At 70.8% G+C, this 19100-nt stretch carries 16 protein-coding genes; 6 read left to right on the top strand and 10 right to left on the bottom strand.

What is annotated here, in order from left to right; all coding sequences use genetic code 11:
• Window positions 1-39: 39 nt before the first annotated feature.
• The 3 genes from ABT085_RS28105 to ABT085_RS28095 all read right to left on the bottom strand — a co-directional run bounded on the left by ABT085_RS28105 (window position 40) and on the right by ABT085_RS28095 (window position 3209).
• Window positions 40-1464 (bottom strand): hypothetical protein, encoded by a 1425-nt coding sequence (locus tag ABT085_RS28105; protein WP_351613684.1) that lies wholly within the window; start codon window positions 1462-1464, stop codon window positions 40-42.
• Between the two features lie 259 nt (window positions 1465-1723).
• A complete protein-coding gene (locus tag ABT085_RS28100) occupies window positions 1724-2536 on the bottom strand; it encodes a MerR family transcriptional regulator (protein WP_351613681.1) in 813 nt (270 codons plus the stop codon).
• 91 nt (window positions 2537-2627) lie between these two features.
• The gene (locus ABT085_RS28095; RefSeq protein ID WP_351613678.1) at window positions 2628-3209 is read right to left on the bottom strand and encodes a TetR/AcrR family transcriptional regulator; all 582 of its coding nucleotides are present in this window, start codon (window positions 3207-3209) and stop codon (window positions 2628-2630) included.
• A gap of 124 nt (window positions 3210-3333) precedes the next feature.
• Here ABT085_RS28095 and ABT085_RS28090 point away from each other — a divergent pair, with 124 nt between their 5' ends.
• Complete coding sequence (locus ABT085_RS28090; RefSeq protein ID WP_351613675.1) at window positions 3334-4212, top strand: SCO6745 family protein; 879 nt, start codon at window positions 3334-3336, stop codon at window positions 4210-4212.
• A gap of 103 nt (window positions 4213-4315) precedes the next feature.
• Here the strand turns inward: ABT085_RS28090 and ABT085_RS28085 are convergent, their stop codons facing one another.
• Window positions 4316-5077: a pirin family protein gene (locus ABT085_RS28085; protein ID WP_351613672.1), complete on the bottom strand. Its 762-nt coding sequence runs from the start codon at window positions 5075-5077 to the stop codon at window positions 4316-4318.
• A gap of 217 nt (window positions 5078-5294) precedes the next feature.
• Between ABT085_RS28085 and ABT085_RS28080 the strand changes: the two genes are divergently transcribed.
• Both ABT085_RS28080 and ABT085_RS28075 read left to right on the top strand, forming a co-directional pair.
• Entirely contained in the window at window positions 5295-5912 is a 618-nt protein-coding gene (locus tag ABT085_RS28080) for a YceI family protein (protein ID WP_351613669.1), read from the top strand.
• A gap of 331 nt (window positions 5913-6243) precedes the next feature.
• On the top strand, window positions 6244-7173 hold the full coding sequence (locus ABT085_RS28075) for an AraC family transcriptional regulator (RefSeq protein ID WP_351613666.1): 930 nt from the start codon (window positions 6244-6246) through the stop codon (window positions 7171-7173).
• A 38-nt stretch (window positions 7174-7211) separates the two neighbouring features.
• Here the strand turns inward: ABT085_RS28075 and ABT085_RS28070 are convergent, their stop codons facing one another.
• The 3 genes from ABT085_RS28070 to ABT085_RS28060 are packed head-to-tail and all read right to left on the bottom strand — an operon-like array spanning window position 7212 to window position 10965.
• A complete protein-coding gene (locus ABT085_RS28070; protein ID WP_351613663.1) occupies window positions 7212-8114 on the bottom strand; it encodes a hydroxyquinol 1,2-dioxygenase in 903 nt (300 codons plus the stop codon).
• The gene (locus ABT085_RS28065; RefSeq protein ID WP_351613660.1) at window positions 8111-9166 is read right to left on the bottom strand and encodes a maleylacetate reductase; all 1056 of its coding nucleotides are present in this window, start codon (window positions 9164-9166) and stop codon (window positions 8111-8113) included. Before ABT085_RS28065 ends, ABT085_RS28070 begins: the two co-directional genes overlap by 4 nt.
• Window positions 9166-10965 carry an FAD-dependent oxidoreductase gene (locus tag ABT085_RS28060; RefSeq protein ID WP_502982822.1) on the bottom strand — a complete coding sequence of 600 codons (1800 nt, stop codon included), beginning with the start codon at window positions 10963-10965 and terminating at the stop codon, window positions 9166-9168. The genes ABT085_RS28065 and ABT085_RS28060 overlap by 1 nt, the downstream gene beginning before the upstream one ends.
• Window positions 10966-11203: 238 nt before the next feature.
• On the opposite strand from ABT085_RS28060, the gene ABT085_RS28055 reads away from it, so the two are divergent.
• Window positions 11204-12715 carry an endonuclease domain-containing protein gene (locus ABT085_RS28055; protein WP_351613655.1) on the top strand — a complete coding sequence of 504 codons (1512 nt, stop codon included), beginning with the start codon at window positions 11204-11206 and terminating at the stop codon, window positions 12713-12715.
• Window positions 12716-12795: 80 nt separating this feature from the next.
• On the opposite strand, the gene rph is transcribed toward ABT085_RS28055, so the two are convergent.
• The gene (gene rph / locus ABT085_RS28050) at window positions 12796-15408 is read right to left on the bottom strand and encodes a rifamycin-inactivating phosphotransferase (RefSeq protein ID WP_351613686.1); all 2613 of its coding nucleotides are present in this window, start codon (window positions 15406-15408) and stop codon (window positions 12796-12798) included.
• A 457-nt stretch (window positions 15409-15865) separates the two neighbouring features.
• Between rph and ABT085_RS28045 the strand changes: the two genes are divergently transcribed.
• Window positions 15866-16087 (top strand): DUF7489 domain-containing protein, encoded by a 222-nt coding sequence (locus tag ABT085_RS28045; RefSeq protein WP_351613653.1) that lies wholly within the window; start codon window positions 15866-15868, stop codon window positions 16085-16087.
• Window positions 16088-16154: 67 nt separating this feature from the next.
• Here the strand turns inward: ABT085_RS28045 and ABT085_RS28040 are convergent, their stop codons facing one another.
• Window positions 16155-16493, bottom strand: coding sequence for a thioredoxin family protein (locus tag ABT085_RS28040; RefSeq protein WP_351613650.1), 339 nt, complete (start codon window positions 16491-16493; stop codon window positions 16155-16157).
• A 73-nt stretch (window positions 16494-16566) separates the two neighbouring features.
• Window positions 16567-17199: a TetR/AcrR family transcriptional regulator gene (locus ABT085_RS28035; protein ID WP_351613648.1), complete on the bottom strand. Its 633-nt coding sequence runs from the start codon at window positions 17197-17199 to the stop codon at window positions 16567-16569.
• A gap of 249 nt (window positions 17200-17448) precedes the next feature.
• Between ABT085_RS28035 and ABT085_RS28030 the strand changes: the two genes are divergently transcribed.
• Window positions 17449-19056 carry an MDR family MFS transporter gene (locus ABT085_RS28030; protein WP_351613646.1) on the top strand — a complete coding sequence of 536 codons (1608 nt, stop codon included), beginning with the start codon at window positions 17449-17451 and terminating at the stop codon, window positions 19054-19056.
• The last annotated feature ends 44 nt before the right edge of the window (window positions 19057-19100 follow it).

Genomic DNA, 19100 nt, shown 5'->3' with positions numbered 1-19100 from the left:
GCCGGGGCCTCGCCGACGTCTCCGAGCGGTCAGGCGTGGCTAGGAGGTGATCAGGGTCTGCGGTGTCTGCGGGGTGAGGGTTCCGGTGGCCGCGTCGAAGATCCGCGCAGTGCTCGACCCGTCGGAGGAGACGCTGCGCAGGTCCGGCGTGCCGTCGCCGTCGAGGTCGGCGGCCTGCAGGACCGGAAGGGCCGCAAAGTCGTATCCGCTGTCCGCGATCCGAAGGGGGGAGACAGGGTTGCCGTAGGCGAGGTCCTGGAGCTGTTGCGGGGTGTAGTAGTACAGCGCGCCCGTGGTGGTGTTGCGGGCGAACAGCGCGGGCATCCCGTCGATGAGGCTGGAGGTGATGCTCCAGCCGGTCCAGTCTCCGGTGCCGGTGGGGTTGGTGCCGCCCAGCGGCAGCGCGGCGTCGACGGGGTCGAAGACGCCGGGGATGGGGTAGCCGGGCTCGTCCCACAGCTGTCCGCCCACGATCAGGAGCAGGTCGGGACGGCCGGTGGAGGGTTCACCGTTGAGGGTGTGGTACAGGTCGCCGCCGCTGGCGATGCTGGTCGCCTTGTTCCCGGAGTAGTCGGTGAAGACCGTGGACGACACGTTGACCTCGTGGCCGCTGGTGGGCAGGAGGGGCGAGCCGTCGCCGCTGCCGTACAGCACCGCGCCACTGCCGGTGGCCGGGTTGTAGGCCAGGACGTCGTTGAAGCCCGCGCCCGTGTTGAAGTGTCCGGTGATGATCTGGATGCCGTCCCAGTTCGCAGGTGAGCCCGCGGAGTCGACGCCGGTGCCCTGCGCGCCGATATCGCTGGCGTGGGTGTCGAGTTGCCCGTCGGCCGTGCCGCGAGCCAGCCACAGCCCGCTGGGCAGACCCGCCTGGCCGCCCACTACGGCCAGGTCGGGGATGCCGTCGCCGGTCAGGTCGCCGTCGCGGGCGGGAGTGGTGGCCGCAGGGTCGGTGGGGGCGGTGAGGTCGGCGCTGAAGACGCAGCGTGTGGTGTCGCCGATGCTGCCGTCGGCCGCGACTGCGGTGACATCCAGCAAGCTCGCGCCCCTGGCGGGGGTGACGCTGATGGTGGTGCCGGATCCGGTGGCGGCCAGGGAGATCGGTGCCGCGCCGTCGAGTTGGTAGAGGTAGCCGGCGGTCGTGCCGCCGGAGGCGGCGGGTACCAGGGTGAAGGTGGCCGGGATGCCGACCTGGTAGGAGGTCGGGCTCGCGTCGTCACCGCAGTCGTACCCGGAGGCGTCGGTGATGGCCGGGGCACCGGGCGGCCCGGCCTGGGCCTTGGTCGAGGTCTGCGGCTTGCCGAGCGGCTGCCGTGATGACGAGGTCGCAGGCGCGGCATCGGCATGGGCGGCCGCCGCCGTGCCGGACAGGGACAGAGCGCTGAGCGCGGCAGTCAGCGTCGCGTTCAGCACTCTGCCGCGCAGGGTGGATCTCACCGTCGGGTACCCCCAGGTCTGGCAAGTCATGATCATTTCGTTGGAGCCTCAGTGGACAGGCTTTTCGGCGTTCCCGGCAGGGCTGCTTGCTGGTGTTATGACCTGGGGTTTCTGAATAGTGACTGAAAATTTGCCAGCTCTTGGCGCCAAGTTATGCCCGAGGTGCCGGAGTTGATCACTTTCCTGTGCGTGCCGCGGGCTGTGACAGTGCGACCGCGCAACTGCCGTTTGATCGAGTGGCGGTGCGGCGCATCCAGCCCGTACGCAGGCCCGGTCGGGCCTTCTCCGGTCAGGTCCTGTGCACCGGTTCCTGGAGTTCGGTGACCCACTCGTCGTGGTTGTCGGGGCATTCCAGGTTGATCTCTCGCGGGTAGCCGGCCGAGCGGTAGCCGTTGGCGTCGATCCAGCGGCCGAGAGTCTGGACGGTGGGCAGGACGGTCTCCATCGAGCCGCGGTGCGTGATCGTCGCCGCCTGTTCGACGGGGGGCAGGTCCACGATCCGCAGCCCGTCGTCCTCGCCGAGGGGCGCGGAGACCTCGACGCCCGCGTGGATGAGGATGCCGCCGTCCGGCGCGTCCTCGTAGTGGGCGACCCCCGGCCCGGAGGGGGTGATGCCCGCCGACCCCAGACGCCGGAACAGCTCGTCGTAGAGCGGCTGGATGACCGGACCGATGGTGTCGAAGTCCGGTGCGACTGCGGTCAGTTCGGCCAGCCGCACGCTCGGCAGGCTCTTCAGTACGACATCGTTGCTGGGCATCTGCCCCTCGCTCTCGATCGAGCGGAGCCTCGCCTCGACCTGGGCCAGCCGGGCCGCCGCAGCGGTCATCGCAGCCTCCAGCTCGGCGCGCCGCAGCCGGAGCATCGCGCGCAGTTCCTCGGTGCTCACCTTCTCGTCGAGGATCACCAGTACCTGCTGGAGGGTGAAACCGAGGTCCTTGAGCGCGATGACGCGGTTGAGCCGGGCCAGTTGGGCGGCCGTGTAGTGGCGGTAGCCGGTGGCGGGGTCGACGTGGGCCGGGCGCAGCAGGCCGGTCGCGTCGTAATGACGCAGCATCCGGACCGAGACGCGGCCGTGCCGGGCGAAGTCTCCGATGGTGAACATGATGTCTCCGAGTTGACTGCCTGACACGGTGTGAGGGTCAAGAACACCGCCCGGGTGGGCGTGGGCGTCGGCCCCTGAAGGGGGCGCTCGGCTACGGCAGGTCCGTGACGCGGTGGTCGCCGACGAGTGCGCGAAAGGTCTCGGCGGGGTCGTCGTCCAGTTGCGGGAGGCTGCCGTTGAGTCGCAGCGTGGCGAAGCCGTGGGCCAGCGACCAGGCGGCCAGTGCGGCGCGCTGGACATCGGGGCCGCGCCTGGCGGCCGGGAGGTCCTCGACACCTGAGCGCAGTGCGCGGGAGGCGCGTTCCTTGGCGGCGGTGAGCTCCGCGTCGTCGCCGTGGAGCAACTGGGGCTGGAACATCACCGTGAAGTGGGCCGGATGACCGAGGGCGAACTCCACGTATCGCACGCCCATTTCGCGCAGCCGGTGCGGGGTGCCGGCCGGCACCGTGGCCAGGGCGGCGGCCAGTAGCTCGAAACCCTCCGTGGCGATCGCGGTCAGCAGCCCGGCCCTGTCCTTGAAATGGTGGGCGGGGGCGGCGTGCGAGACCTCGGCGCGGCGGGCGAGGTCGCGGAGGCTGATCGCGCCGACGCCGTCGCTCGCGATGACCTCGAGCGTGGCGGAGAGGATGGCTCGGCGCAGATCTCCGTGGTGATAGGTGCGTGTTGCGGCCATGCGCTCCAGGCTAGCCCATATCTAGTCACTGACAAGTAGTCATTGACAAGATGGCTGGAGCGGAGCAATCTAGGCAGCGTCAAGTTCCTGTTGGATGCGCGACAGCGACCGCGAAGGAAGCGACATGCAGCACAGCCTGAGCACGGTCCGGCAGATGTGGCAGTTACTGGAGCCGGTGCACGCCACGCTCTACTACGCTCCGGAGGCCTTCGAGGAGGCCGCGGCTCTCGGCTACGCCACCGACGAGCGCTGGCCGAGCTACTTCGCCTTCCGCGCCGCGCCGCTCGGCCCGGCCGGCCCCCGGCTGGTCAACGCTCTCTTCTACAGCTTCAGGCCGCAGATGGTGCAGCGCTACGCCGCGGAGGCCTGGCGCACCGCAGCGCCCGAGCGGGTCCTGGCGGCCCGCAGTGCGGGAGTGGACCGCGCCCTGCGCAGGATCCTCGGCGACCGGATCGGCTCGCCGGAGCTGCGCGAGGCCGCGGACCTGGCCCGCCGCACCGCCGAGGCCGCGGACACCGCGGGCCGCGCCCTGGCCGCCGCCAACTCCGCGCTGCCCTGGCCCGACGAGCCGCACATGGTGCTCTGGCAGGCCGCCACCCTCCTGCGCGAGCACCGCGGCGACGGCCACATCGCCGCCCTCCAGGCCCACGGCCTCGGCCCCGCCGAGTCCCTGGTCTCGCACGCGGCCGTCGGCGCCGCGCCGCAGGAAGTGTTCGGCAGCAGGCAGTGGACCGACGAGGAGTGGGGCGCCGCCCGCGAACGTCTCAACGTCCGCGGCCTGGTGCAGGCCGACGGCCGGGCCACCGTAGAGGGGCTGCGGGTCCGTACCGCGGTCGAGAAGCTCACCGACGAGCTCGCGGCCGCACCTTGGGACGCGCTCACACCCGGCGAAACGGCCCGGCTGGCCGAACTGCTCGTACCGCCGGTGCTGGACATCGTAGGCACCGGGCTCCTCCCGCAGCAGAGCACGCTCGGCATCGGCCTGAAGTTCGACTACGAGTGAATCCGGCGCAGGCCGACGAGGGCCGGCCCGCGCCTGCGCATGCCCGTGTGGTGTGCGGCCGTCCGGCAGGGCGGCTGTGCGGACCGGCGCGCGTGTCGATGCGTCAGCTGGTGGGGAGGGCGGCGTTCATCTCCCACATCAGGACCTCGGCGCCGTCGGGGCCCGCGGTGATGCGCTGGCCCTCCGCGCCGTTGATCCGGACCGTGTCGCCGGTGGCCAGTGCGCCAGCGCCCTCCAGTTCGGCGCTGCCGCGGGCCACGAAGAGGTGGACGAAGGGAGCGGTGACGATCCGGAGGGTCTCGGCGGGGCGGATACGGGCGACGTGAAGAGCGGCGTGCTTCTGGCGGATGCCGATCGCCCGCTGCTGGGCGTGCTGCGACATGCCGGAGGCGAGGGTGGTCCAGTCACCGCGGGCGAGCTCGTCGTTGACGTCGAGCTGCTCGTATCCGGGCTTGATGCCGGCCTCGTCGGGGATGACCCACATCTGGATGAAGTGGACGGGGTCCTGGTGGGCCGGCTCCCCGGTGAGGGTCCAGGAGTCGTTCTTCTCACTGTGGAGGATGCCGGTACCGGCGCTCATCCGCTGGGCGAGGCCGGGGTAGATCACCCCGTTGTGGCCCTCGGAGTCCTGGTGGACGAGGCCGCCGTCGAGGACCCAGGTGATGATCTCCATGTCCCGGTGGGGGTGGGTGTCGAAGCCGGTGCCCGGCGCGACGACGTCGTCGTTGGAGACCAGCAGCAGTCCGAAGTGGGTGTTCTTGGGATCCCAGTGGCGGGAGAACGAGAAGGAGTGCCGGGAGTCGAGCCAGCCGGCACGCGTGTGGAAGCGCTCGTCGGCACGTCGGATGTCGAGGAGAGAGGCCATGGGGATGTCCTTGCTGTTCGTGCGGCCGGGGGCTGTTTTCGGCTTGTAGTTGAAAGTTATACAACATGGCGCCTCCGGTTATTCCCGCCCCTTTGCCGGCGGACGGGAGGTGTCAGCCGTCGCAGGAATGGGTCGGCGCCCGATGGTGTTAGCGTGGTTGAACGTTAAACGAACTGGGCCGTGCGGCCCGGGTGACCCCTTTGGGAGCAGACAGATCATGGGCCTCTTCGGACGTAAGAACAGCGCCGTCCAGACCGCCACCGCGTCGCAGGCGACCGCCGCCGTGGACCCCCGCCTCGCCGCCGTGACGGGTGAGTACACCATCGACCCGGCGCACTCCACGCTCGGCTTCGTCGCCCGGCACGCCATGGTCACCAACGTCAAGGGCAAGTTCAACGACTTCACCGGCAGCCTGCAGCTGGACGGCCGCGACCCTGCCGCCTCGACGGCGTCCATCGACGTCAAGATGGACAGCATCGACACGGGCTCCGCGGACCGCGACGGCCACCTCAAGAGCGCAGACTTCTTCAAGGCCGACGAGTTCCCCGTGATGACCTTCCGCTCCACCCGGGCGCAGGCGCTGGGCGGGGACGGCTTCAGGATCACCGGCGACCTGACGATCCTCGGCGTGACCAAGCCGCTGGCCATCGACCTGGAGTTCAGCGGCGCCGCGAAGGACCCGTTCGGCAACGAGCGCGTCGGATTCGAGGGCAAGGCCGAGATCCTGCGCTCCGAGTGGGGCCTGACCTGGAACGCCGCCCTGGAGACCGGAGGCGTGCTGGTCTCGGACAAGATCAAGCTGCACTTCGACATCTCGGCGATCAAGAACGTCTGACGCGTAGCGCGTCACGGCCCGTCCTGTGTCGTCGGGTGGTCGCGGAGCCCCACTCCCGCCTGAGCCGGGAGTGGGGGCGGGGGCAGGGTGCACGGCAGCCGTGACGCGGGGCTCGCGGACTCGCCGGGGGTGGATCGGATCATGGGCTTGCGCGGCTTGTCCGGGCAGCCGCCCGCCAATATGGTTGAAGTGTGAAATAGCGATGCGGTCGTGCCGCCGACAGGTCGCTCCAGGGCGCCGTCCCCGCCGCCGGTGGTGAGGAGTCCGTCAGGAGCGCGTGCCGTGGACCGGGCGCCAGAATCAGTCTTCCGAGGACATGAGGGCCGGGACCATGGCAGAACCGGTGAGTTTCAGCACCCTGAACCTTCCCGAGGCCGAGCGTGTCGCTCTGTGGGAGAGGCACAACGCGGCAGCGCTCATCGGTCTGCGGTGCCGCTCCCTGGGGGAGGTGCCGCTGGACGCCACGGAGATCAATCTCCAGCTGCCCCGGATCCATGTCGCACGGGTCGTCGGGAGCCCGCATATCGTGGAGCGCCCTTCGGCGGTGATCCGGCGCATGCCGTCCGAGGCGGTGGCCTGCTATCTGAACCTCGCGGACGAGGCGTTCTTCTACCACGACGACGGGGTTCAACTGCTCCGCGCGGGACAACTGATCGTCTGTGACGCCGACCGCCCCTTCGTCCGGGGATTCTCCAGGGGCCTGGAGGAGCTGGCGGTCAAGATCCCCCGTTCGGTGTGGCAGGACATCGGGGGACCGGCGACGCTGGACCGCCCCCTCGTCCTCGACATGAACGACGGTTCCGTCCAGGCGAAGACGTTCGCGCGGCTGGCCGGCCAGGCCGTGCGCCCCGAGGGCGGCGGCGCCCTCGACGAGGACACCATGCTCGAACTGCTCGGCAGCGTCGTGACCGGCCGCCTGCCCGGGCTCGCCTCGGTCCACCTGGCGGTCGCCAAGGTGTACATCGACCGGCATCTGGGGGAGTCCGGCCTGTCCGCGCGGAGCATCGCCCGTGGCGTGGGCATCAGCGAGCGGCATCTGTCACGGGTGTTCTCCGCGAGCGGTTCGAGCGTGCCCCGGCACCTGCTGGGCCGTCGGCTCGAACTGGCCCACGCCCTGCTGGCCGGGGGAGAGGGGACGACGGTCGCCGAGACCGCGGTCCGCTGCGGCTTCGGCTCGGTCACCCACTTCTCCCACCGGTTCAGGGAACGCTACGGCGTACGGGCGTCGGACGTCCTGCGCGAGGCTCGTACGCAGGCGTGAGCCCGGCCCCGCCCGGCTGGGCGGGGCCGGGTCGTTGCTCAGGTGCCGTCCGGTGCCAGCACGATGTCGAAGCGCACCCGTGACCAGGACCGGTCCGGCAGTTCGCGTCCGTCGGGCGTGGGCGTGCCGGGCGGCTGCGTGTCGAAATCCTTGACGAGGGATTCCTTCACCCCGAACACGGAGTCGCGGTCCAGCAGTTCGTCACCGCGGACGAAGATGTGGGTCACCAGCGTGCGCAGACCGGGGGCACCGACCATGAAGTGCAGGTGCGACGCCCGCATCGGTGAGCGGCCGGTGGCCGCGAGCAGTGCTCCGACCGGGCCGTCGTGGGGGATCGGATACGGCGTCGGGGTCAGCGCCCAGAAGCGGTAGCCGCCGTCGGCGTCGGTGAACAGGTGGGCGCGGGCCGCGAGCCGGTCGTCGCCGTACTGCGAGTCGTAGAAGCCGTCCTCGTCGGCCTCCCACACCTCGATGCGTGCCCCGCTCACCGGCTTTCCGTCGGTGTCGGTGACGGTGCCCTCCACCCAGCACGGCTCTCCGGCGGCACCGAAGGAGAGGTCGCCGCCCTGGGGGATCTCGGGGCTGTTGTCGACGAAGAACGGTCCGAAGACGGTGGCCTCGGTGGCACTGCCGTACGCCTCGTTGTTCACGGCGACCGTCTGCATGGACACACCGAGGACGTCGGAGAGCAGGATGAACTCCTGACGCCGTTCGTCGGTGATGTGCCCGGCCCGGGTGAGGAACTCGATCCCTTCGCTCCACTCCGCCTCGGTCAGCCGTACCTCCCGCACGAACGCGTGCAGGTGGCGCACCAGGGACTGCATGACCTGCCGCAGTCTTGGATCGGTGCAGGCCTCGAAGGACTCCAGCACCTGGCGGACGACGTCGGCTTCGCGGTCCTGCTGCTCGACCGGGACGGCTGCGTCGGAGGTGTGTGTCATCGGGGGTCGGCTCCTTCCCAGGCGCTTTCGATCAGGGCCGTGACGGCCTGCGGCGCGACGGGCCGCGGATTGCCCGCCGGAGCGGCGGCGACGACGGCCTCGGCCGCCTTGCCGATGCCGTCCCGCGGCATCCCGAGATCCCGCAAGGAGCGGGGCGCGTGCAGTCGGTCGCGCAGCCGGGCCAGTCCCTCGCGGGCGGTGGGGGCGTCGAGGGCGACGGCGAGGCGCCGCTCGGCCTCGGGGACGAAGGGGGCGTTGAAGGCGAGGACGTGGGGCAGGACGACAGCGTGCGTCTGGGCGTGCGGCAGGTTGAACATGCCGCCCAGGACGTGGCAGATCTTGTGGTGCAGGCCGGAGCCGGCGGACGCGAAGGCGGCGGCCGCCAGATAGGCGCCGTAGAGTGCCTGCTCCCGGCCCTCCAGTGCGCCCGGCTGCGCCACCACCTGCGGCAGACCGGCGTTCAGCGCCCGAGCGCCTTCGAGTGCCAGGGCCTGGTTGAGGGGGTCGGTCCGCGGGGCCCACAGCGAGTCCACACAGTGCGCCAGCGCGTTCAGACCGGAGGCGACACTCAGTTCCACGGGCAGGCTGAGCGTCAGCGCCGCGTCGTAGACGATGGTGCGCGGAAGGACCCTGGGGTCGGTGCCGGTGGTCTTTACGGCTCCCTCGGTCAGCCCCCACACGGGGGTCGCCTCGGAGCCGGCGTAGGTGGTGGGGACGGCGACGATCGGCAGTCCGGTGCTCAGCGCGACCGCCTTGGCGAGCCCCGTGGTGGAGCCGCCGCCGATGCTGACCAGGGCGTCGGCCTCGTGGGACGCGGCCACGGCGCGTGCGCGTTCCGCGACCTCGACGGGGACGTGCATGGCGACGTCGTCGTGGCGGACCGCGACCGGCAGGCCGGCGGTGATGCGCTCGGCAAGATCCTTCTCCGCCGGGCCCGCGATGATCATCACCCGCTCGCTGCCGAGCAGAGCGATCTCGGCGGCGAGGCTCTCCGTGGCCGCGCCGGAGGCGAAGCGCACCCGCTGGGGCAGGATGTCGTGGACGAAACGCATCAGTGCTCATTCCTTCCCAGGACCGACAGCAGCACGCGCCGCAGCTGCGCCTCGGGATCGTCGGGCAGACTCGTCGCCCGCCAGGCGATGTGCTTGTCGGGCCGCACCAGCAGCACGCCGCTCTCGTCGGTCTCGCGCAGTGCGGCCCAGTCGTAGTAGAGGTCGCTCACGTCGCGGCCCGGGCCGATCACGACGGCGGTCAGGGGGATGCCCAGCTCGGCGCCGACCTTCTCGGCGGCCTCTTCCCATGCCGCGCCCGCGATTCCGGTCAGCAGCGTCCAGCGGTCGTAGGGTGCCAGATCCATCAGGGCGTGCCGGTGCGCGCTGTCGCCGACCCAGGCGTGCGGCAGGTGCGCGCCGGGGACGGTGGACATCTCGTAGTAGAGGTCGGCATCGCGTGCCGGGGCGGGCAGCTCGCTGCCGTCGGAGACCACGGCCGCGGAGGTGTAGTGCTGTCCGAGTTCGACACCGTGCGCGTTGAACTCGTAGTTCTTCAGCTCCATCGCGCGCACCAGCGCGGCCCTCTTGGCGGCACCGGCCGGGGTGTCGGCCTTGCGCTCCTCGATCGCGGCCGCCATCTCGGCCTCGGTCTTCGCGTCGAGCACGCCGAGCGCCGCGAAGATGTCGACGAACTCACGGCTGGACTTGTTGGCCCGCTTGACGATCCGCTCCGCGACCGGTGCGCGTTCGGCGCTGTAGGTGTCCAGGAGCGAGGGACCCGCGTGCCCCTTGAGGACGGCGGCGATCTTCCACGCGAGGTTGTAGGAGTCCTGGACGGAGGTGTTGGAGCCCAGACCGTTGCTCGGCGGGTGGCGGTGGACGGCGTCGCCGGCGCAGAACACCCGTCCCTGGTGCAGCCGGGTCGCGTACATCTCGTTGTTGCCCCACAGACTGGTGCCGGTGATCTCCACCTCCAGGTCGGGGATACCCAGCAGGTTGCGCACGATCTGTACGGCGGCGGCCTCGTCGACGACCGGGGGTTCCCCGGCGATGTCGTAGCCCCACACGATCAGCCATTCGTTCCACGGGCGCACCATGCGTACGAGCCCGGCACCGATGCCGCCGACGTTCGAGCCGGGCTGGATGACCCAGTAGAGCACCGACGGGCGGTGTGCGACGTGGCGGCCTATGTCGGCCTTGAAGGTGATGTTCATCGACCCGGCGATGTCCATGGCGCCCTCGAAGGGCAGTCCGATGTCCGCGGCGACCTTGGAGCGGGCACCGTCGGCGCCGATCAGGTACTTGGCGCGGATGTCGTACCCGTGCCCGGTGAGCCGGTCCAGGACGCGCACGGTGACACCGTCCGCGTCCTGGGTGTGGGAGAGGTACTCGGTGGAGAACCGGGTCTGGGCGCCGCGCTGTGCCGCGTTGCGGACCAGGATCGGCTCGAGGTACGTCTGCGGGATGTCGACGGTGAGGCAGGGGGAGGCGAGCCGGTAGTCGCCCTCGCGGTCGGGGCGGGTGCCCCAGGTGCGGATCCGGCCGATCTCCTCGCCGGCGATGCTCGTGCAGAACACGGTGTCGCCGACCAGGGAGTGGTCGGTGGCGTCGGCGAGCACCTGCGGCTCTATGCCGAGGTCACGGAAGACCTCCATCGTGCGCTGGTTGGTGATGTGGGCGCGGGGCGTGTTGGCCGTCCACCGATACTTGGTGATCATCACGGTGTCGACGCCGAGCGTCGCCAGCATGAGTGCGGCCGCGGCTCCTGCGGGACCCGAGCCCACGACCACGACGTCCGTGGTCAAGGTCGAGCCGGCAGGCAGCCCGGTCTCCGGTATCCCATCGCTGAATGCAGGCATCGTTGTGCAGCCTTTCGTGAATCCGGCGGCGTTGTCGGAGTGGCAAGTGTGGATCCGGACAGGTCCAGGAGGAACAGCCCGCTCCGAGGTTGGCGGCTCGGCAAACATGTGGCGGAAATCCGAAAGCGGCCGCACCACGGAGGCGGGCGACGCGCCCGTGCCTGCGTCGCTCCGAGGACGCGGTGGTGCGCCAAGGGGAAGATCGGAGGGGGAGCGCGCGGGCCGATAGCCTGTCGGGATGCCAGAGCGTGTCACGCCCGGTTGGACGGACGACCTGATGACCCTCGGCGCCGCGGACGCTCTGTGGGTCGATCTGACGGCCGGCAGCCCTGTGCCGACGGCTTCCCGGGCCTTCACCCGTTCCCCTGCCCGGGCCGCCGCGGGGTACGTCCTGCTCGGCGCCCAGGTGGTGGCGACGGTGAGGGCGGGCGGCGGGCAGTGGAGTGTTGCGGAGGCCGAGGTGCGCCGGGCGGCCGCGGAACTGAGCGCGGTGGCGATGGACCGGCGGGACCTCGTCCGCGTCGGTCCGTTTCGTGGCGTGCCGAGGCAGCAGGGCGACGAGGAGACGCGTCTGCGTTGGCGGCGGCGCATCGCGGGGGAACTTCAGGAGCCGGACGGCCCCGAGCGGGCAGCACGACGTGACGCCGGCCGCCCGTACCATCTGGCCGGGATCGACTGGCGCCGGATACTCGTGGAGCAGACCCACGACGGGACCCAGCGGACCTGGTGGCTGCCGCGCGCCGTGGTCCGCCTGCTCGACGCGGCCGAGCACACGGAGACGCAGTGGGTGCACGCCGCCCGGACCCGCCGGGCAGGCGGGGCTGCCGCCGAGTCGCCCGTCCGGACCGGCCGGGCAGGCGGGGCTGCCGCCGAGTCGTCGGTACGCTCCGGCCGGGCAGGCGGGGCTGCCGCCGAGTCGCCCGTCCGGACCCGTCGGGCAGGCGCGGCTGCCGCTGAGTCGTCGGTACGGTCCGGCCGGGCAGGCGCAGCCGGTACCGAGTCGCCCGCACAGCTCCGGCAAGCCCCGGAGGCCGACAACCGGCGGACGACGAGCCCCCGGAGCACCACCGCCGGACCGCGCCCGTACGACGGCGAGCTCGACGGCCGGCTGTACTCGGTGCTCAGCAGGCAACCCGGCACCTCCCGCCAGGTGGCCGGGTGGACCTGCGCCGTCTGCCGCACCGCGCCCGCCGCCGTCCTGGACCACTGCCACGAACACGGCTACGTCCGCGCCCCCCTCTGCCAGTCCTGCAACACCCAGGAACGCCCCGACCACCTCTACAGCAACGACATCCGGGTGGCGAACCGCTACGCACGCCTCTTCGGCACCGACGCCGTCGCCTGGCTCCACCACTGGCACCGCTGCCCCGGCTGCCGCGCCCGTACCACCCTGCCCCTGCCCCACCTCGCCGCCTGGACCGCCCATACGGCCTGCCGGTCGCTGCGCCCGACCCACCCCGCCTCCCGCGGGCGCAAACCCTGCGGGGTCCTGCGCGTGTCCTGGACGGGCAGTCAGAACGCGCCCCGCTCCTGCCTGCTCACGGTCACCGTCGACTTCTGCCCCTCGGGCGAGCACCGCGTCCTGGCGCAGGTCCCCTACCGCGAAGCCGTCGAACGGTTTCGTCACTGGCTGGCCGAGACCGCCCCAGCCGTGGCCGCCGCGGCCGGACCCGACCGCCTGGACGACCTGCCCGCCCAGTCCCGGCCGGTCGTCGAGGACACCAGCGGTGAGGGCCTGTCACTGTTCTGAGCGGGCACCGCAGACCCGGGAGGCCGGCCAGGCGGCCGGCCTGGTGGGCCGGGCACCCACCAGGCGATTGCCGAGGCCGTTCAGGACAGGATCTCGATGTACCCGTCGGTGCCGTGCACGCGGATGCGCTGCCCGTCCCGGATCAGCCGGGTGGCCCCGTGCACGCCCACGACGGCCGGCAGGCCGTACTCGCGGGCGATGACCGCCCCGTGGGTCATCAGACCGCCCACCTCCGTCACCAGGCCCGCGACGGCGACGAACAGCGGCGACCAGCTGGGGTCCGTGAACGGGGTGACCAGGATGTCGCCCGCTTCGAGGTCGGCGTCCGCCATGTCGAGGACGACGCGGGCCCTGCCTTCGACGGTCCCGGCGGAGACGGGCAGGCCGATCAGCGCCCCGTCCGGCACGTCGTCGCGCCGGTAGGACCCCATGACGGCCTCACCGTCCGAGGTCAGCACCCGCGGGGGCGTGAGCGCGTGGTAAGAGCGGAAGTCCTCCTTGCGCCGCCGCACCAGCCGGTCGTCCACCCGGTTCGTGCGTACGACGTCGTGGAACTCCTCGAACGTGAGGTAGAAGACGTCCTCCTTCTCGGCGAGCACACCGGCCCGCACGAGCCGCTCGGCCTCCTCCAGCAGGGCCCGCTTGTAGACGAAGGTGCGGCAGACGATGCCGTACTTCGGGTACTCCCGGTACCCGGCGAACGCCCTGACCTGGTCGATCATCCGCTTGGTCGCGTCGGCCCTGCGGTCCCCGTCCGGCAGGGCCCGCAGTCGCGCCAGCACCTCCTGTTCCTTGCGTGCGGCCCGCTGCCGTCCCTCCTCGAACCGGCGCGCGGCGGCGCCCGGCTCGAAGTTCCTGACGTTGTCGAGGATCACCGGCACGAGCGTGGTGGGGTGTTCGCTCCACCGTGGCCGCGTGATGTCGATCTCGCCGACACAGCGCATGCCGTACCGGTCGAGGTATCCCTCGATCGCGTCGCGGGCCTCCGCCCCGCCAGGGAACTTCACCAGGTCGTCAAGGAAGCCCGCGTCCTCGACACCGACGCCCTGAAGGAACGTCACCACGTCCGTATGCGGCCGGATCACGTCCGCGACGTCGAGCAGTTCCAGTCCCATCTCCGACGTGATGTTGTCCGGTGCGGACAGCGTCAGCGTGTCGGCCGCGTTCTTCTCGCCCAGCCACTCCCACAGCGTGTCGTTGAGCCACCAGGTGGCTTCCATCCCCGCCATGATCGCCTGGATGTTCAGCGGGTCACCGAGGACCCGCTTGTGCTCCTCGAAGGCCCCCAGCAGGAAGTCGAACAGCGCCGGTCCGGTCTTGGACCGGATGCCGGCTTCCAGGGCCGCGACGGACGCCCGGCTGCGTTCGATCAGCTCGGAGACGATCGCCGGATCGGCCTCGGCCGGGGTGGGCGCCTCGCCGGCCGACGGCACGCCGGGAGCCGCGTCCAGGGGAGAGGGGACGAGGTCCTCGTGCCCGAGGACCGTCTCCAGGGCGTCCCGCACCAGCGGATCTCCTCGGCCCATGACCTCCAGCAGGGCGGCGCGGCTCGCGGGCGAGGCCAGACGCGGGGCGACGTCGACGAACAGCCTCCCGCCCGCCTCGTGCATCGCCACCATGGCCGTCAGCCGCCACATGGACAGGCCCAGCGGCTTCATGGGGTCGGTCATCATCTGCTGGTGACCGACGGAGACGTAGAGGTGGTTCTCCCGGTCCGTGCTCTCGGGGACGGGGAACAGCGTGGTGATCGGCCGGCTCTGCACGATCCGGAAACCGTCGTCGACCAGACACCACTCGATGTCCTGCGGACGCCCGAAGTGCGCCTCGATCCGCCGTCCGAGCCGCACGAGCCGCAGGACCTGCGCATCCGTCAGCGCCGGACGCTCCTGACGCTGCGCCTCGACCGTCACTTCCCGTGTCCCGCCGGCCGGATCGGCCTGCACGGCAAGGTGCTTGGCGGAGATCGTCCTGTCGACGATCCCGTCGTCGCGCACCTTGAAGACGTCCGGGTTCACCAGGCCCGAGACCAGGGCCTCGCCGAGGCCGAAGCCGGCGTCCACGGTGGCGACCTTCCGGTTGCCCGTGACCGGATCGGCCGTGAACAGGATCCCGGACGCTTCGGGTACGACCATCCGCTGCACGACCACCGCCATGCGGACCGTACGGTCGTCGATGCCGATCCGCCGCCGGTAGGTCACGGCCCGTTCGGTGAACAGCGAGGCCCAGCACCGGCTGACGTGCCGGAGAACCTCCGCCGGCCCCACGACGTTCAGGTACGTGTCCTGTTGGCCGGCGAAGGAGGCCGTGGGCAGGTCCTCGGCCGTCGCGCTGGACCGGACGGCGTACGCGTCCCGTTCACCGAACCGGGCGAGCGCGCCGGTGATCTCCGCCGCGAGATCACCGGGGACGGCGACCTCCTCGACGGCCCGGCGGATCCGCGCGCTGAGCGTCCGGAGCGCCTCCCGGTCCTCCGGGTCCACGCGGGACAATTCGTCGAGCAGTCCGTCGACCGACGGCGCCTGCGCCACGACCCGCCGAAACGCGTCCGTCGTCACGCAGAAGCCGTCGGGTACGGCGACGCCCTCGATCCGCGCCAGCCCGCCCAACTGCGCGCCCTTGCCGCCGACGACCGCGACCTGTGTCTCGTCGACCTCGTGGAGATCCGCGACGTACTGCCTGAGCTGCTCGGTCACCGCGACACCTCCACGGCGGCCGTGAGCCGCCGCACTGCGACGGCCGATCGCATCACCGGCGCCTCCGGCCTTGTCGAACCCCTTGTCGAGCACGTCCTCATCCCTGCTTGCCTTCCCGCCGACGACTCGTCCGGCCGCTCCTCCGGCCGGGCGGCGCGCACGCCCGCACCCGCTGGCCGCGGCACAGGCCGACGATTCTGCGCCACGACCGGGGCCTTGCGGCAAGCCCCCCGGTGCGCTATAAGTTGAGACAGGCAAGGAGAGGACTCTCCTTGCCTTTGCCATGTGCGGTCCGGACCGACCGGCAGCTCCCGCGCAGATCTCTCGCGCGAGTTCCGAGCACCGTCGTCGTTGCCCTGCTCAGGACTTCTCCACGGCGCCTCGTGTGACATCTGTACTGCGGTGTCCGTGCTTCTTGACACTGCACCAGGCCGGACGGTCTTCGTAGGCTTGCGGCATGTTCAAATCACACAAACCAGGACCGGACGACGCCTGGGAAGGCATCGTCGAGGACAAGTCGCGCGGCATGCTCGACGGCGCGAACATGTACCACTTCGTCAAGGTGAGGCGTGCGGACGGCCAGTTCATGAAGGTGCGCGTCGACCGTGGGCTGTGGAAGTCGATCGCGGTCGGCGATCGCATCGTCAAGGAGCCGGGCAGCGGTCCGGCCAAGGCGTGATGCCCCGGCACCCGATGGGCCGATGCGCCGGACCCGCGGGCGTCACGGCTGCGGTGCCGGTGGCCGCTCAGAGGCGGTCGTCGAGGAACTGTCCTGCCTCGGCGACGGTCAGGAGCCCCGTACCCTGCGCCACCGCCTCCCCTTCCCGGAGCAAAACATAGGACGGCGCTCCGGTGATCCCGTACCGGCCGGTCGTGAGCGGGCAGCGCGTGATGTCGGTGCGGACGACCGTCAGACGGCCCGCGTAGGCCTCGGCGATGTCACCCATGACGAGGTCCATCGCCCGCGAGGGCTCGATCGCCTTGGGCCATGTCCCGGTGAAGTAGGCGAGGACCGGGGCCGCGCTCATCCTGAGGATGAAATCGAACTCCGCGTCCTCACGGGGTTGGTGAACCCGCTTCACCATGAACGCTCCTGACCTCGTGTTCCGTCATGCCGTCCCCATCATCCGGTACGCCGGTGCAGGCGCGGCGCGGAGATCAGCCGACCGGAGCCTCGGCGACCGGCGGTGTGACCGGGGCGGCTTCCGCCGAGGCGTCGGCGGAGATGGGGTTCAGCAGGTGGGCGATGTTCCGGGCGGCGGCGGTGACCTCGGCGTCGGAGGCGTCGAGCCCTTGGGCTGCGAAGTAGGTGAAATTGACGCTGAGCAGGGCCATGCGGATCCGCAGCGCCTCCTCGACGGACGCGTCCGGGCCGGTGAGCGCGTCGCACAGGGTGTTCATGCGCTCGTGGACGCTCTGGTGACCGGGGTGCAGGTCCTTGATCACGCGCTGGTTGGCGAGGGCGAACCGCACCATCCGGGATCCCCGCTCGGACGCCATGTCGACCATCCGGTCGATGGCCTGTGCAAGCAGTTGCGGTCCCGGGGTCTGGGTCCGGGCCCAGGCGATCAGTTCGTCGAAGGTCGCCAGGTGCTCGGCGAAGAGCGAGACGACGATGTCCTCTTTGCTGGTGAAGTGGTAGTAGAGGGCCGCCTTGGTGACCCCCAGCCGCTCGGCGATCTCCCGCAGTGAGGTGGCCTCGTACCCCTGCTCGGTGAACAGTTCCATGGCCACGTTGCGGATCTCGGCCTTGGTGTCACTGCCTCGCCGGTGCCCTGCGCCTGCCGCCATGGATGTCCGCTTCCTCTCGTCCCCGGGGGTTCCGCTTGCAAGCTTACCGTCCGGCAAGTAGTTTACTTAACGACAGGTAAGTGGAGCATCCATCGAACTCCGCTTCGGCCTCGCCGTACGCGGGCCGCACCTGGAGCAGATCCTCCTTTTATCCGGCGGTCCCGCCGTCCGCACCCGTGTGGACCGGGCCGCCCTTCGGCGTGGGCTGCTCGCAGCCTTTGCAGTGACCGTTCGAAGAGAGGCAGTGCCATGGAGTCGACAGCAACGAAGACCGCCGAGGAGGAGGCGCCGCCCAGGTTCACCCACCGTGAGATCATGGTGACAATGAGCGGTCTGGTCATCGCGATGCTGCTGGCCATGCTCGACAACATGATCGTCGCCCCTGCGCTGCCCACCATCGTGGGTGACCTGGGCGGGCTGAACCACCTGGCGTGGGTGACCACCGGCTACATCCTGGCGTCGACCGCCGCCACGCCGATCTGGGGCAAGCTCGGCGACCTCCTCGGCCGCCGGGTGACCTTCCTCTCGTCGATCGTGATCTTCCTCATCGGCTCCGTCCTCTGCGGCATGTCGCAGAACATGGGCGAGCTGGTCGGCTTCCGCGCCCTGCAGGGCCTGGGCGCCGGTGGCCTGATGGTCGGCGTGATGGCGGTCATGGCCGAGATCGTGCCGCCGCGCGAGCGCGGCAAGTACCAGGGCGTGCTGATGGCCGTCATGCCCGTCGCCATGATCGGCGGCCCGCTGGCCGGCGGCTTCATCACCGACCACCTGAACTGGCGCTGGGCCTTCTACGTCAACCTGCCCCTGGGCATCGCCGCCCTCGCGGTGTGCTGGTTCACCCTGGCCAAGCTGTCCCGCGGCACCGGCAAGGCGCGCATCGACTGGACCGGCGCGGCCCTGCTCACCATCTGGATCAGCACCCTCGTCCTGATCACCAGCTGGGGCGGCAACGAGTACGAGTGGGGCTCGGCCACGATCATCGGCCTGGCCGTGGCGACCGTGCTGGCCTTCGCCGCCTTCGTGATCGTCGAGCGCCGCGCCGCCGAGCCGATCATGCCGCTCGCGGTCTTCAACAACCGCAACTTCTCGCTCGCCGGCGCCCTCAGCTTCATCGTCGGCTTCGCCATGTTCGGCGGGGTGACCTTCCTGCCGCAGTTCCAGCAGTTCGTCCAGGGCTCCTCCGCCACCAACAGCGGCCTGCTGCTCATGCCGATGATGCTGTCGTCCATGGCCGTGTCGCTGGCCGGCGGTGCCGTGATCAGCCGCACCGGCCGCTACCGCGCCCTGCCGATCGCCGGCACCGTCCTGATGGCCATCGGTCTGGCGCTGTTTGCCACCATGGACATCGACACCACCAGCGCCACCACCTCGCTGTACATGGTCGTGCTCGGCGCCGGCATGGGCTGCCTGATGCAGAGCACCATGCTCATCGCCCAGAACAACGCCCCGCTGCGTGACATAGGCGCCGCCACCGGCGCCGCTACCTTCCTGCGCAACATGGGCGGCTCCGTCGGCGTCTCCCTGCTGGGCTCGCTCTACGCCACCAAGCTCACCGACAGCGTCACCTCCCACCTGGACCCCGCGGCCGGCGCGTCCGGCGGCCAGTTCTCGGTCGCCCAGATGACCCCGCAGGCCCTGAAGAGCCTGCCGGAGACGGTGCAGCACGTGTTCCAGCAGGGCGTCACCGACGGCGTCGCCACGGTCTTCGCCTGGGGCGCGGCCGTGGCCGCCGCCGGACTGCTCATCGCCGTCTTCATCCGCCACGTCCCGCTGCGCGGCTTCGACTCCGCCGCCAAGCCCGGCGCGGCTCCCGAGGACACCGACCGGAACACCCCCGCCCCGGCCTCCGCGGGCTGATCCACCACGTAACCCGAACAGTCCGGGGCGGTCCTTCGACGGAG

It is taken from the genome of Streptomyces sp. NPDC002265, from assembly GCF_040296125.1.
GTDB lineage: Bacteria > Actinomycetota > Actinomycetes > Streptomycetales > Streptomycetaceae > Streptomyces.
The sequence above is the reverse complement of the archived record's forward strand: the minus strand, read 5'-3'. Positions and strand labels throughout refer to the sequence as shown.

What these genes read in the sequence shown, in the direction of transcription:
- ABT085_RS28085 (WP_351613672.1), bottom strand. Translation starts at nt 5,077, where the DNA reads ATGGCCTCTCTCCTCGACATCCGACGTGCCGACGAGCGCTTCCACACG.
- ABT085_RS28045 (WP_351613653.1), top strand. Translation starts at nt 15,866, where the DNA reads ATGTTCAAATCACACAAACCAGGACCGGACGACGCCTGGGAAGGCATC.
- ABT085_RS28095 (WP_351613678.1), bottom strand. Translation starts at nt 3,209, where the DNA reads ATGGCCGCAACACGCACCTATCACCACGGAGATCTGCGCCGAGCCATC.
- ABT085_RS28030 (WP_351613646.1), top strand. Translation starts at nt 17,449, where the DNA reads ATGGAGTCGACAGCAACGAAGACCGCCGAGGAGGAGGCGCCGCCCAGG.
- ABT085_RS28070 (WP_351613663.1), bottom strand. Translation starts at nt 8,114, where the DNA reads ATGACACACACCTCCGACGCAGCCGTCCCGGTCGAGCAGCAGGACCGC.
- ABT085_RS28065 (WP_351613660.1), bottom strand. Translation starts at nt 9,166, where the DNA reads ATGCGTTTCGTCCACGACATCCTGCCCCAGCGGGTGCGCTTCGCCTCC.
- ABT085_RS28075 (WP_351613666.1), top strand. Translation starts at nt 6,244, where the DNA reads ATGGCAGAACCGGTGAGTTTCAGCACCCTGAACCTTCCCGAGGCCGAG.
- ABT085_RS28035 (WP_351613648.1), bottom strand. Translation starts at nt 17,199, where the DNA reads ATGGCGGCAGGCGCAGGGCACCGGCGAGGCAGTGACACCAAGGCCGAG.
- ABT085_RS28055 (WP_351613655.1), top strand. Translation starts at nt 11,204, where the DNA reads ATGCCAGAGCGTGTCACGCCCGGTTGGACGGACGACCTGATGACCCTC.
- ABT085_RS28105 (WP_351613684.1), bottom strand. Translation starts at nt 1,464, where the DNA reads ATGACTTGCCAGACCTGGGGGTACCCGACGGTGAGATCCACCCTGCGC.
- ABT085_RS28040 (WP_351613650.1), bottom strand. Translation starts at nt 16,493, where the DNA reads ATGGTGAAGCGGGTTCACCAACCCCGTGAGGACGCGGAGTTCGATTTC.
- ABT085_RS28060 (WP_502982822.1), bottom strand. Translation starts at nt 10,965, where the DNA reads ATGCCTGCATTCAGCGATGGGATACCGGAGACCGGGCTGCCTGCCGGC.
- ABT085_RS28090 (WP_351613675.1), top strand. Translation starts at nt 3,334, where the DNA reads ATGCAGCACAGCCTGAGCACGGTCCGGCAGATGTGGCAGTTACTGGAG.
- ABT085_RS28080 (WP_351613669.1), top strand. Translation starts at nt 5,295, where the DNA reads ATGGGCCTCTTCGGACGTAAGAACAGCGCCGTCCAGACCGCCACCGCG.
- ABT085_RS28100 (WP_351613681.1), bottom strand. Translation starts at nt 2,536, where the DNA reads ATGTTCACCATCGGAGACTTCGCCCGGCACGGCCGCGTCTCGGTCCGG.